At 69.2% G+C, this 12,192-nt stretch carries 12 protein-coding genes; 5 read left to right on the top strand and 7 right to left on the bottom strand.

Going from position 1 to position 12,192, the window contains the following annotated elements; genetic code table 11:
* Positions 1–29 precede the first annotated feature (29 nt).
* Both LX14_RS06110 and LX14_RS06105 read left to right on the top strand, forming a co-directional pair.
* Positions 30–725 (top strand): 3-oxoacyl-ACP reductase family protein, encoded by a 696-nt coding sequence (locus LX14_RS06110; protein WP_253647908.1) that lies wholly within the window; start codon positions 30–32, stop codon positions 723–725.
* 1 nt (position 726) lies between these two features.
* Positions 727–1,422 (top strand): nucleoside/nucleotide kinase family protein, encoded by a 696-nt coding sequence (locus LX14_RS06105; protein WP_301283168.1) that lies wholly within the window; start codon positions 727–729, stop codon positions 1,420–1,422.
* 15 nt (positions 1,423–1,437) lie between these two features.
* On the opposite strand, the gene LX14_RS06100 is transcribed toward LX14_RS06105, so the two are convergent.
* The 5 genes from LX14_RS06100 to LX14_RS06080 all read right to left on the bottom strand — a co-directional run bounded on the left by LX14_RS06100 (position 1,438) and on the right by LX14_RS06080 (position 6,620).
* A complete protein-coding gene (locus LX14_RS06100; RefSeq protein ID WP_253646355.1) occupies positions 1,438–1,938 on the bottom strand; it encodes an NADPH-dependent FMN reductase in 501 nt (166 codons plus the stop codon).
* A 62-nt stretch (positions 1,939–2,000) separates the two neighbouring features.
* Positions 2,001–4,019, bottom strand: a complete 2,019-nt coding sequence (locus LX14_RS06095) for a hypothetical protein (RefSeq protein WP_253646354.1) — start codon at positions 4,017–4,019, stop codon at positions 2,001–2,003.
* 41 nt (positions 4,020–4,060) lie between these two features.
* Positions 4,061–5,137, bottom strand: coding sequence for an ATP-grasp domain-containing protein (locus LX14_RS06090; RefSeq protein WP_372505365.1), 1,077 nt, complete (start codon positions 5,135–5,137; stop codon positions 4,061–4,063).
* A gap of 309 nt (positions 5,138–5,446) precedes the next feature.
* On the bottom strand, positions 5,447–6,109 hold the full coding sequence (locus tag LX14_RS06085; protein WP_253646352.1) for an NADPH-dependent F420 reductase: 663 nt from the start codon (positions 6,107–6,109) through the stop codon (positions 5,447–5,449).
* Positions 6,110–6,362: 253 nt separating this feature from the next.
* Positions 6,363–6,620 (bottom strand): hypothetical protein, encoded by a 258-nt coding sequence (locus LX14_RS06080; RefSeq protein ID WP_253646351.1) that lies wholly within the window; start codon positions 6,618–6,620, stop codon positions 6,363–6,365.
* A gap of 164 nt (positions 6,621–6,784) precedes the next feature.
* On the opposite strand from LX14_RS06080, the gene LX14_RS06075 reads away from it, so the two are divergent.
* Positions 6,785–7,141, top strand: a complete 357-nt coding sequence (locus tag LX14_RS06075) for an SRPBCC family protein (RefSeq protein ID WP_253646350.1) — start codon at positions 6,785–6,787, stop codon at positions 7,139–7,141.
* Between the two features lie 22 nt (positions 7,142–7,163).
* Here LX14_RS06075 and LX14_RS06070 read toward each other — a convergent pair whose 3' ends face one another.
* Positions 7,164–8,189, bottom strand: coding sequence for a hypothetical protein (locus tag LX14_RS06070; protein WP_253646349.1), 1,026 nt, complete (start codon positions 8,187–8,189; stop codon positions 7,164–7,166).
* A gap of 77 nt (positions 8,190–8,266) precedes the next feature.
* Positions 8,267–8,998 (bottom strand): YqjF family protein, encoded by a 732-nt coding sequence (locus LX14_RS06065; protein ID WP_253646348.1) that lies wholly within the window; start codon positions 8,996–8,998, stop codon positions 8,267–8,269.
* On the opposite strand from LX14_RS06065, the gene LX14_RS06060 reads away from it, so the two are divergent.
* Both LX14_RS06060 and LX14_RS06055 read left to right on the top strand, forming a co-directional pair.
* Positions 8,997–10,736 (top strand): NAD(P)/FAD-dependent oxidoreductase, encoded by a 1,740-nt coding sequence (locus LX14_RS06060; RefSeq protein ID WP_253646347.1) that lies wholly within the window; start codon positions 8,997–8,999, stop codon positions 10,734–10,736. The genes LX14_RS06065 and LX14_RS06060 overlap by 2 nt on opposite strands.
* On the top strand, positions 10,733–12,190 hold the full coding sequence (locus LX14_RS06055) for an ATP-binding protein (RefSeq protein ID WP_253646346.1): 1,458 nt from the start codon (positions 10,733–10,735) through the stop codon (positions 12,188–12,190). Before LX14_RS06060 ends, LX14_RS06055 begins: the two co-directional genes overlap by 4 nt.
* The last annotated feature ends 2 nt before the right edge of the window (positions 12,191–12,192 follow it).

The following is a 12,192-nucleotide window of genomic DNA, read 5'->3' as shown; positions in this document are numbered from 1 at the left end:
AGTTCGACTTCTCCGGGCAGACCGTGATCGTGACCGGCGCTGGACGAGGTGTGGGGCTGAGCATTGCGACGCTGTTCGCTGCATCAGGAGCAACGGTCGTCGCCGTCGACGTGGACGAGGATGTGCTCTCTGCGGCAGCGGCGGGGATCGGCGCGATCGCCGTGGGTGCGGATGTGTCGGACCGCACCCAGGTCGACCACGTCGTCGCCGTTGCCGTGGAGCACACCGGCCGGGTCGATGTCCTGGTCAACAACGCGGGAATCCTCCGAGACCGAAGGGTCTGGAAGCTGACGGCCGAGGACTGGAACGCCGTCCTCGGGGTTCACCTGACGGGAGCTTTCCACTTCACGCAGGCCTGCATCCCCTCGTTCCGAGCCCAGCACCACGGTCGCATCGTCAACGTCACCTCATACACCGGCCTCCACGGCAACGTCGGCCAGGCCAACTACGCCGCGGCGAAAGCCGGCATCATCGGCTTCACGAAAACCGTCGCCAAGGAACTGGCCGTGTTCGGCGTGACGGTGAACGCGATCTCGCCGAATGCCGACACCCGAATGATTGCCTCCATCCCCGACGGCATCCGGGCGCAGACGGAGGCCGGCATTCCCCTGGGGCGCTTCGGCGACCCGGACGAGATGGCCGCTGCTGTCGCGTTCCTCGCGTCGACAGAGGCCGGATACATCACCGGCGCGGTCCTGCCAGTCGACGGCGGGCTGGCCATGTGACATGTGGGAGTCGTCGTCTCCGAGGACGTCTACAGTCGTCGCGGTGGTGATCGACACTCTCGCCCGGGATGCCATCGACCTGGTCGGGGCGAACGCGCGCGCTGTCCTGGGCATCACCGGACCGCCTGGCGCGGGCAAGACCACGGTGAGCGAGGCGCTCGTCGCCCGGATCGACGAACTCCGGGGGCCGGGCTGGGCCGCACTCGTGCCGATGGACGGCTTCCATCTGGCCGACGACCAACTGCGGCGTCTGGGAGCACTCGGCCGGAAGGGCGCGCCCGACACCTTCGACGCGGCGGGGTACGCGGCTCTCCTCGAGCGGGTCCGCCGCGAGACCGAGCAACCCGTCTACGCGCCCGGGTTCGAGCGGACGCTGGAGCAACCGGTGGCCGCCGCCCTGGTGGTGGTGCCCGAGGCCCGGCTCGTGGTCACCGAGGGCAACTATCTCCTGCTCGACGATCCGGCGTGGGCGTCGGCGAGAGCCGCGATGGACGCCGTCTGGTTCGTGACCGCCGACGAGTCGACACGTCGTGACCGTCTGCTGGCCAGGCATGTCGAGTTCGGGAAGACGCCGACGGCGGCCCGCGCGTGGATCGCAGACGTCGACGATCCCAATGCCGAGATGGTGTCGTCGACGGCGACGCGCGCCGCCCGCGTCATCGTCAACGGCCCCGACGGGTGGTCGATCGAGCGGTGACGGCGAGCTAGGACCTCAGGGTTCCGTGGACAGTCGGGACGTCAGCGCAGGGCCCCAGCGCTCGACGTAGTCCGAGATCGCGGTGTCGGTCGTGTAGGTCGAGTCGATCAGGTAGAGCCCGGGCGCGGGCGTGACAGCACCCAGCTCGACGAGGACGGGCTTGAGCAGGAGATCCGGCGCCATCGCGTGAGCGGGGCCGGCGCCGAGCATCAGGGGCACCGCGACCACGTCGCGCAGCCCGTCGCCACCGGCGAACTGGTCCAGGAACAGCTTCAGCACGCCGGTGTAGGTGGCCTTGAACGTCGGGCTGGCGACCACGACCAGATCCGACTCGGCGACGGTCGTCACCGCGGCCTTCACGTCCGGGTCACCCCAGCCGAGAAGGCCGGCACCGAGGATGATGACGTCGACGACATGATCCGGCGCGGCACCGGTGAGCGCGTGGGCCAGCCGCGTCGCGGCGTCGAGAGTGCGTGAGGCCGGCTTGGGGTTCCCGGCAACGACGGTGATGGTCACAGGAGGGCCCTTCTGTCGGGGTGCACCGCGGTCACGATCGAGACGTCGGAGGTCGTCATCGCTCAGCCCTCCGCGGACGGGGCGGCAGGGGGAAGGCGGTCGGTCGCCCAGCTGCGCCGCATGTAGCCGACGATGCGGTCGACGTCCTCGGCGGGCACGGCGTCGGGCTCGCCGTCCTCGAGGGGGTCGGCGTGGAAGATGTACAGCCGCGACGCGAACTGGTCGAAGGGGAGTGACCCCTCGCCGTGCCGTTCACCGTTGCCCGCGGTGCCGACGACGACGCCGTCCCCCCAGTCCTGGCCGCTGTCGTTGTTGGGGTTGAAGAAGTACACGCGCATGACGCCGTCGGGATCGGCCGCGACACGCAGGATGGTGATGGCGTGCCACCCGACATACCGCGCCGCGCTGTCGGTGACCGCGACCCCGGCCGGTTGCGGGTGGATCAGCGGCTGATCCCCGTTGTAGGCGGGGTGATACGAGGCGTGGAACTGGCGCAGGAACCCGTGGACGTCGACGATGTCGCCGGTCTCGACGTCCACGTCGATGTGGAACTCCCGCCACGACCACCACCCGTGGAACTCCGGGTTCACCCAACGGTGGGGGTCACCGGGGCGATCGGCGCAGCGGCGCACCATCTCGGCGTAGATCCGGTCGAGGTGGGGGACCAGCAGCAGTGACACCGGGTCGAGGTCGATCGGATCGCTCGTGGCGACGCCGCCCTCGCTCGCGGTCGACGAGAGCGACTGCCCCTCGAAGTGCATGACGATCTCCTCGTCACGTGCGGCCCACACCACCATCTGCAGGAGGTAGTCGGGATCGTTGTAGGCCCACATCGACAGCGCCCGCGCGGACTGGCACGTCGGGTTGTCACCCTGTCCGACGCCGAGCGGTTGACCGAGCATGGACAGGATCCCGGCGACGAGCCTCGCGGCGGGATCGGGTGCGTCGCCGAACGCGAGGCGCAGGCGCTCCCGCGCCCCGGGTGCCAGTGGCAGCGCGATCTGACGCCACAGCGACGGGACGATCGGCGGCTGATGGAGGATCCCGCGATCGAGCATGAGCGCCAGGCCGTAGATGCTCTGTGCCGTCTGGGGATGCACCGCGACGTCGACGAGCCGGTAGACCAGGTCCGGGAACCGCTGCAGGGAGGTGCGTCCGACGTCGGACAGGCCGAGCGCCTCGGGGAGCAGATGCGGGTTCGTCTCCACCAGATACCGCAGCAGCGCAGCGTGATACGGGGAGACGAGCCCGGTGTCGTGCATCGCACGCGCGAATCCGCCGGCCTCGAACTGCAGGCCGCCGGCGTCCATCACCTCCAGGCGTGAGCGGTACACGTCGACACCGGGGTCCTCCCGGCAGGCGTCGGTGGTGCCGAAGAGGGCGGTGATGAGCCGGTCGAGGCCTTGACCTGATGTGCCGAGGTCCACGTCGGGGTCGTCGCGATAGATCGCGATGCGCGTGACCATCGCGGTCACCTGCTCCACCTGGATCGGTCGCTGTCGCAGGATGCGCCAGATCTCGTCGACGAGTTGGTCGAGGACGCTGTCGTAGCCGATCTGCTCGGCGACGTAGCCGAAGAGGTCGCGGATGAGGAGGGCCGTGCGGCCCAGACGGACCCGCTCGGACTCCGACGGCGGCGTGAACAGCACGTCGAGGTTCATGGCCAGCACCTGCGAGAGGAACCGTCGGGCGTCGTCGGCGTCGATCGCGGGGTGGACCAGTTCACCGGCCGCGACAGCGACCAGACGAAGCTCGCTGGTCGCCTCCATCGCGACGGTGTCGGCGTGACCGCTGCGCAGACTGGATCCGACGATGCCCGGGACGAGGATGTCGGGATGTCCCCAGTCGGTGCCCGAGAACAGACCCGCGTCCTCGAGCGCACCGGCCCGATCACGAACTGCCTCGCAGCCGCCCTTCTGTGCGAGCACCCGGGTCAGCGAGTCCAGGACGCGCCGCACCTTGGTGCTCTTGGAGAACTCGGGCGCGTCCCGCAGCGCGACCACCGCGTGGTCGAGCTGGGCGAGCCGCGAGGTGAGCGCAGGATCCGGGGCAGGTGTCGACGCGCCGGGATCGCCGTCCATCGACTGCGTCGGACCTGGTTCACCCCCGCCGAGTTCTTGCCTCACACGTAGAAGTCCAGTTCTTCCTGGTGTTTCAACAGGTCCCGCATCCGGTAGGGGTCGTCACCGAAGAAGTACAGCAGACCCCAGTGCGTCCCGAAAGCGGTGCGCTTGGTGACGGTCTGCTCCAACGGCGCGGCGAGATCGTTGGTCTCGTAGTAGTCGTGTTCGGCGGTCTCCGCCGGGATCTCGAGATTCGAGACCACCCGACGGCGCGGGTACACGCCGAAACACCCGGCGACACCGGAGGCGTCGACGACCTCGCGGGGGAAGAACGCGTCGATCTCCTCCTCGGTGGTCTTCGGGTCGAACGCGAGTGCGAGTCCCTGATAGGCGTTGAAGCCGTAGGCGCGCTCGAGGAGTTCGAACACCTTGAAGCCCGGCGGACGGTAGGCGACCTCGCCGAAGTACATCTCGCCGTCACTGGTGACGAAGTACTCGGGGTGCACGAAGCCGAACTCGATGTCGAAGGTCTTGATCAGCTTCTCGATCTGGGCCGTGATCGCGGGACGGTACTTCTCGAGCTCCGGTGTGGCTGGGACGAAGACGGAGTAGCCGAGCGTCACGTACTCAGAGATGTTGAGGAACTTGATCTTTCCGTTGTGGATCCACGCCTCGACCGCGAATTCCCAACCGTCCAGGTGCGATTCCATCAGCACCGGGAACTCGTCGTCCGGGATGGAGTCCACCTCGTCGGGGGTGCGGATGACCCGGTGCCCCAGGCATCCGGCCTTGTCGAAGGCCTTGAGGTGGATGGGGTCGTTCGGGTCACCGTCGAGCTTCAACAGCGTCTGGTTGACCCGCCGCAGGAAGCGGATGACGTCCTCGCGGTCGTGCGCCTCCTCGAAGATGCCGACGCGGATACCACCCAGCTGCGCGCGGCGCTTCATCAACGCCTTGTCGCGCAACAACATCGCCTGTCCGAAGAGGCGAGGATTGTCGAGCAGGACGGAGTTGATGGCGCCCGCCCACTCGACGGTCTCCTCGTAGAGCGGGATCGCGACGTCGACGCCCTTGTCGCGCAGCGTCTCCGCGATCTCGAGCGACCGGTCGTTGAGACGTTCGAAATCCCACGGCAGGAAGGGGATGTCGTGTTGGGTGCAGTACTCCTCCGCCCACGGCGGCGCGACCACCACGTATCGGCGGTCGAATGCGTCAAGTGCCTCCACCGCGGCGAGGCTCCATCCGAGGAGGGCCACGTACCCCTTGTCGGGGTTCTTCGGGGTCTTCTGCACCCCGGTCTGCACCTGCGTCTGTGACTGCGTCGGCGATTGGGTCTGCGTCTGCGTCATGCCTGTCTCCTTCCCGTCGAGCGGTAGGGGGTCGAGCCCCGCCAACGGTACAGATGACGCATGCAGCGTCCTATTCGGCCGCGTGCGCGAACCTGTTCACGCAGCCTTCCACTCCGCGGTGCGCTCTAGAGTTGCCTGGTCGAGGGCGGTGCGGGTCTCGTCGGCGGTGCCGTGCTGGCCGTAGACGGGCGTACCGGGCTGCTGGCGCCAGGAGTCGGCGATCGTGCCGGCGTCGACAGGGTCGAAACCGAGCTGATCGACGATGTCGGAGACGAGCACCTTCGCGGCGGCGTCGTCGCCGGCGATCGGCAGGGCGATGCGGCCCTCGGTGCCCGCAGGCTTGCCCTTCTCGAGCAGGTTCTTCCAGTAGATCCCGTTGAACACCTTCACCACCGGCTGGCCGATCTGCTCGGACACCCACGCGCTCTCGGGCTGACCGTCCTCGATCGCCGCGATCAGACCGTCGCGCTGCTGCGGGTAGTAGTTGTTCGTCTCGATGATCGGCGCGCCGTCGGCCCGGGCGGCGAAGATGCCCGGCTCGAGGTCGGGGACGTTCTTCTGCGGGATGGAGAGGATGACGAGGTCGGCACCGCGGGCGGCGTCGCGTGCCCACACTGCGGTCGCCCCTGTCTCCGACGCGAGTTCCGACAGCGTCTCGGGGTCGCGGGAGTTGGCGACCGACACCTCATGGCCGAGGGCGGTGAGCCGACGCGTCAACGTGCCGCCGATGTATCCGGCCCCGATGATCCCGATCCGCATAATGTCTCCTTCGTCGCGTGCCGGTCCCGCTGTGTGGTGGCCGAGCTCTCGGCGATGACAAGGGGCGGCGGCAGGCAGATATTCCGACGACGATGTGTGACGCAGGAGACGCGCGACGCCCGGGAATGCAGACGCCCCGGGGGTGGTTGTAGAGCTCGACGGAGCCGGACGAATGCCCCGGGCCCCACCTCACAGCCGCCGAGAGCGGCCACTTGCCGAGAGGCGCATCGCCGGCCCCGTCACCCAAACTTTCTCAGGCAGCAGGCGCGACGTGCGGTGCCGCCGGCGTTCCGCGGAACGCCGGCGCTGTCCACGGCGCGACGGTCTCTCGGCCGTATCCCATCTGCACGAGCCGGCCGCGAATGGCCTCGAGTGATTGCGTCCGCAGAATCGTCGCGAGCGCGCTGAGGCACTCGTCGACGTCGGCGGGGGAGACGCCCAGGAGCGTGGCCGTCTGCGCCGGCGACGATCCGAGTGCGATGTGGTCTGCGATTGCCTTGTGGTTCGTCACCTCTCCGACGCTAAAGCGACGCAGGCGTGCCCGAAAGGGTCCGAGGGCAATCGACCCACCAACCGTGTCGCCGGTTGCGATCCGGTAACGGTCGATTGCAGTCCGTTGATCGGCAGCCTCGCAGGCAGGGTCCGCCTCCCGGCCGGGCTCGTACCGTGCGCGGTGTGGACGCGATCGCAACCCGGAAACGGAACCAGCCGGCCCCTCCGCACGTCGTCTTCGACGATCTCGTCGAGCCCGAGCGAGACGCCGGCCGTCCCTGGCTGCACCTCCTCGACGACGAGGTGCGTCCGCAGGTCCGGCTCGCGGAGCGGCCGAGCCTCGTCGTGTGGTCGTCGATCTGGGTGAAGCGACCCGATGCCGAGGTCCGCTTCGACCTCGAACCCGGCGACGGAGGGACCGACCTGCGGTGGACTCTGCTGGTGGAGCGACCTGCGCCCGACGATCGGTCGTTCCGGCACATGTGTCAGCGCATCGGCGAGCTGATCAACGCGGGGCTCCGGTACTCCTACGGGCAGTGACCGCAGGATGGCGGGACCAGGATCAGTCGCCGACCCGCCGGACGTCGTTCTCGAAGGTCACCCGGCCGGGGCAGGCCTCCGTCCACGACAGCGTGGACGTACTGGTCACCGACTGCACCGGTGACCCCGCGTCGGTGGGGAGCGTCGTGGTCGAGGTGAGCACCGGACGGTACTGACGGCCGTCGGCGCATCGCCGCGGGCCGACGGTCTCCACCTGCGACAGTGTTCGGGTCGGTCCGCCGGTGTATCCCGCGACCGTCGGCGACTGCCCCGGGGTACCGGCGTCGTACATCACGACGGCGCAGGTCACGCCGTCGCGGGTGCACGTGGGCGTCGCGGTGAACCGACTGGTCTCGGTGGTCGGGGTGCGGATCAACGACGGCGGGTTCCAGGCGACGATCGTCGTCTTCTGCTCGTAGGAGCCGCGGAAGCCCGCGGCGGGGGATTCGACCTTCGGCGGCACGCGGACCTCACCGATTCGTGGTGTCGCCGACGGCAGTCCTCCGGTGCGGGACAGGGTGATGGTGCCCTCCGACGAGGAGGAGCACGAGCCGCCCTGCACCGACCGCAGCGTGCCGATGACGCGGCTGGCCGACTCGTTGATGCGCATCGTCGCGCTGTCGAGCGCCACCCACGGTTCGTCGACCGGCGCCGACTCCCCGTCGGGCACACACGGACGCGTCGGGGGCACCACGACCCGGTCCCAGGTCCCGTTCTCGAACACGAACTCCATGCGGTCCTGGTCGTAGGTCAGGCCGGGATCAGGACTCGTCGACGACGCCACCGCGACGCAACCGTCGCCGGGACCGGCACACGACGTCTGCACCACCCAGGTCGACGTCGCCGGTGTCGCATCCGTGCCGGTGGCCGGCGCCCCGTCGACCGTGGTGGTGGTCCGGGTGACCGAGTAGGTCCCGGCGAACAGCGTGGCCGGGTTCGTCGACGCATCGTCGCCGCACGCCGCGAGCGTCGGCGCTATCACCGCGACCGCAGCACCCAGGACGGCCCAACGGAGCGCGCTGAGGCCGGCGGGTGTGCGGGACGTCATCGACAGTGCTCCTGGCAGCGAGTCGGGTCATGTGTGCGATATCTGATCACAGATCCGTCGTCTGCAAGAGGCGTGCGTCAGCGGACGAGCGAGGGCCGTCCGAACTGTGTGCGCACACCGGGCGACCACAGGGCCCGCAGAGGCGGGCCCGCGGCCGTGACACCGCTCGCGTCGAGCAGGTCGTCGTCGAGGTGCAGGATCTCGGCGCGGTGCAGAGGCCACGAGGTGTGCTCGTTGGGGACCCACCACGTCTGCCCGGCGATACGGGTGTGGGCACCCCAGCGCGCGGTCAGCCACTGTTCGAGCTCCGTCGGCTCGACGGGCTCGCCGATCTCGACCTCCAGACGGCTCCTCAGGCCGCGATCCGGCCACCGCCGACGGCTCTGGTACCGGACGCGCGTGCCCTGCCGCAGCACCGACATCCCCGCCCAGGTGTAGGGCATGCCGAACACGATGCGGGTGATCGGCACCACGGCGAGCCGGGTGGTCTCCAGCGAGCGGAACACCACGCCGTGCCGGCCGGCGTCGTCGACGGAGTAGAGGCGGATGTTCGTCTCGGCGAACGACCCCAGATACGGCACCGACGGGGTGCGGCCGAGCGAGATGTCGTGCATCTCGAACGGGACGAGGGCGACGTAGGTTAAGCCGTCCGCGAACACGTCCGGCCGCGTCCCGCGCGGGAACAGGTGCGCGACCGACGCCGGCTCCACGGGCCAGTGGACGAAAGTCAGGTTCTCCCAGCGCTGATCGAGGATCATGGGGCGCGGCAGCTTCGGCGCGATGAGCGGCGGTCCGGTGGTCGTGGACATGTCGTCCAGTATCTCTCAGGCCAGCTGCACTGGCACGTGGCGTGCGACACGGGCAGCATTGACCCTCGTGCCCAACGGTGCCAAACCCGCCATCCTCACCGTCGACGACGACCCCTCTGTCTCGCGCGCTGTCGCCCGCGATCTACGCCGCCGCTACGGCGAGAACCACCGCATCGTCCGCGCCGAGTCCCCCGAGTCGGCGCTCGACACCCTGCGCGAGCTGACCCTGCGCGGCGACGACGTCGCGGTGATCCTCGCCGACTACCGCATGCCCGGGATGACGGGCATCGAGTTCCTCGAGCAGGCGATGGATCTTGTCCCGTCCGCCCGTCGTGTCCTGCTCACCGCCTACGCCGACACCGGCGCGGCCATCGACGCGATCAACGTCGTCGACCTCGACCACTACCTCCTCAAGCCGTGGGACCCGCCGGAGGAGAAGCTCTACCCCGTCGTCGACACGCTGCTGGAGGCGTGGTCGGCGTCGGACCGCAGTCCGGCCGAGGACACCCGCGTCGTCGGCCATCGGTGGGATCCGCGCAGTTCCGAGGTGCGCGAGTTCCTCGCACGCAACCAGCTCTCGTACCGGTGGTTCATGTCCGACGAGCCGGAGGGGGCGCGGCTGCTCGCTGCGGCCGGTCTCGGCGACGACCCGCAACTGCCCGTGGTGGTGTGCGCGGACGGGACGGTGCTGCAGCAGCCCACCGACACCGAGCTCGCCGACCGCCTGGGCCTGCAGACCAATCCGGCCGGCGAGTTCTACGACCTCGTCGTGGTCGGCGGCGGTCCGGCCGGTCTGGGCTCGGCGTTGTACGGCGCCAGCGAGGGTCTGCGCACGGTGTTGGTGGAACGTACGGCGACAGGCGGTCAGGCCGGACAGAGCTCGCGCATCGAGAACTATCTCGGTTTCCCCGACGGGGTCTCCGGCGCACAGTTGGCCGATCGCGCCCGCCGTCAGGCCATCCGTTTCGGCGCGGAGCTGATCACGACACGCGACGTGGTGGCGTTGGAGCGCAACGGGTCCGCGCGCACGGTCCGGTTCGACGACGGCAGCACCATCGACGCGCACGCGGTGATCCTCGCGACCGGAGTCGCCTATCGACGCCACGACGCGACCGGACTCGACGAGCTCACCGGGCGGGGCGTCTTCTACGGCTCGGCGGTCACCGAGGCCGCCCGCTGTGGCGACCAGGACGTCTACATCGTCGGCGGGGCGAACAGTGCGGGCCAGGCAGCCCTGTACCTCGCGCGCGGCGCGCGGTCGGTGACCATCGTCGTCCGGGGGAAGTCCCTGGAGGCGTCGATGTCGCACTATCTGATCGCGCAGATCGAGAAGACGCCGAACGTCACGGTGCGCACCTGCACCGAGGTCGTCGGCGTCGAGGGCGATGGCCATCTCGAGCGGATCACCCTGCGGGACCGCGACACCGGGGCGGAGGAGTCCGTCGAGAGCGGTTTCCTCTTCCTGTTCATCGGTGCCGCACCGCGCACCGAATGGCTCGACGGCGTGGTCGAACGCGACGCCCACGGGTTCATCGTGTCCGGCCCCGACCTCGTCAGCGACGGGGCCGTCGGCGGCGGATGGTCCCTGAGCCGCATGCCACACCACCTCGAGACCAACGTCCCGGGGGTGTTCGCGGCCGGTGATGTCCGGTCGCAGTCCGCCAAACGCGTCGCCTCCGCCGTGGGCGAGGGGGCGATGGCCGTGATGCTCGTCCACCGATATCTGGGGCAGTCATGACAACCGAGACCACCTGCACGCCGGACGAACTGCGCGAGCTGTTCCTGTTCGAGCACCTCACCGCCGACCAACTCGACGAACTGTGTCGGCTGGGACGGGTCGAGGCCGTCGAACCCGGGCCGGTCTACGCCGAAGGCGATCCGGCGACCTGTTTCTTCGTCCTCATCTCCGGTGAGCTGGTGCTGTCGAAGATGTCGGCGGGCGAGGACATCGAGATCTCCCGCACCGCGCAGAAGGGTGTGTACGCGGGTGCGTGGCAGGCGTATCTGGGTGAGCGTGCGGCCCAGACCTATCCGGGATCGATGCGGGTGGTGGTGCCGTCGCGGTTCTTCGTCCTCGACGCGGACGTGTTCGGTCGGGTCGTACGCGAGTGGTTCCCGATGGCCGTGCACCTGCTGGAGGGCCTGTTCTGGGGCAACCAGAACTCGCGGCAGGTCCTCGACCAGCGCGAGCGGCTGCTCGCGCTCGGCTCGCTCTCGGCCGGCCTGACACACGAGTTGAACAACCCTGCAGCCGCGGCGGTCCGGGCGACCTCCGCGCTGCGGGACCGCGTCGCCCACATGCGCCGCAAGCTGCAGGTGATCGCGTCGGGCACCTACGACGCCGAGGCGATCGCCACCCTCATCCGACTCCAAGACGAGGCGGCCGAGCTCGTCGCGAAGGCCCCGACGCTCACGCCGCTCGAGACCTCCGATCGCGAGGACGCGATCGCCGACTGGCTCGACGACCACTCCGTCTCGCGGGGGTGGGAACTCGCGCCGCCGTTCGTCGCGTCCGGCATCGACGTCGACTGGCTCGAGAAGGTGTCGGCTCGGGTCGACCCGTCGTTGCTGGAGAGCGCGATCCGCTGGCTCGACTACACCGTCGAGACCGAGCTGCTGATGAACGAGATCGGTGACTCGACCACGCGGGTGTCCACGCTCGTCGATGCGGCGCGGCAGTACTCGCAGATGGACCGTGCCCCGCACCAGCGGGTCGACGTGCGGGAGTTGCTCGACTCCACGCTGATCATGCTGGGCCGCAAGCTCGGTGACGGTGTCACCGTCGTCCGCGAATACGACCAGACGCTGCCGGACATCCCGGTCTATGCCGCGGAGCTGAACCAGGTGTGGACCAACCTGATCGACAACGCCGTCGCCGCGATGGACGGTGTCGGCACCCTGACGGTCCGGACGCGCCGCGACGGTGACAGCGCCGTCGTCGAGATCGGCGACACCGGACCCGGCGTCCCCGAGGACCTGCGCACCCGCATCTTCGAACCGTTCTTCACCACCAAGCCCGTCGGTCAGGGCACCGGCCTGGGACTCGACATCTCCTGGCGCATCGTGGTCAAGAAGCACCGCGGCAGTCTCACGGTGCGGTCGGAGCCGGGGGACACGGTGTTCGAGGTCCGGATCCCCCTCGAGTCGCCGGCGGTCTCCGCCGAGACCCCGACGGCCGACGTCTCCGCGTGATC

The sequence above is a fragment of the Williamsia deligens genome (assembly GCF_024171765.1).
GTDB classification, from domain to species: domain Bacteria; phylum Actinomycetota; class Actinomycetes; order Mycobacteriales; family Mycobacteriaceae; genus Williamsia_A; species Williamsia_A deligens.
This window is presented reverse-complemented; position numbering and strand designations above follow the sequence as displayed.

Excerpts from the sequence above, each read along its gene's own strand:
- LX14_RS06060 (WP_253646347.1), top strand. The coding sequence starts at position 8,997 with ATGTCGTCCAGTATCTCTCAGGCCAGCTGCACTGGCACGTGGCGTGCG.
- LX14_RS06055 (WP_253646346.1), top strand. The coding sequence starts at position 10,733 with ATGACAACCGAGACCACCTGCACGCCGGACGAACTGCGCGAGCTGTTC.
- LX14_RS06105 (WP_301283168.1), top strand. The coding sequence starts at position 727 with ATGTGGGAGTCGTCGTCTCCGAGGACGTCTACAGTCGTCGCGGTGGTG.
- LX14_RS06095 (WP_253646354.1), bottom strand. The coding sequence starts at position 4,019 with ATGGACGGCGATCCCGGCGCGTCGACACCTGCCCCGGATCCTGCGCTC.
- LX14_RS06065 (WP_253646348.1), bottom strand. The coding sequence starts at position 8,998 with ATGTCCACGACCACCGGACCGCCGCTCATCGCGCCGAAGCTGCCGCGC.
- LX14_RS06085 (WP_253646352.1), bottom strand. The coding sequence starts at position 6,109 with ATGCGGATCGGGATCATCGGGGCCGGATACATCGGCGGCACGTTGACG.
- LX14_RS06070 (WP_253646349.1), bottom strand. The coding sequence starts at position 8,189 with ATGACGTCCCGCACACCCGCCGGCCTCAGCGCGCTCCGTTGGGCCGTC.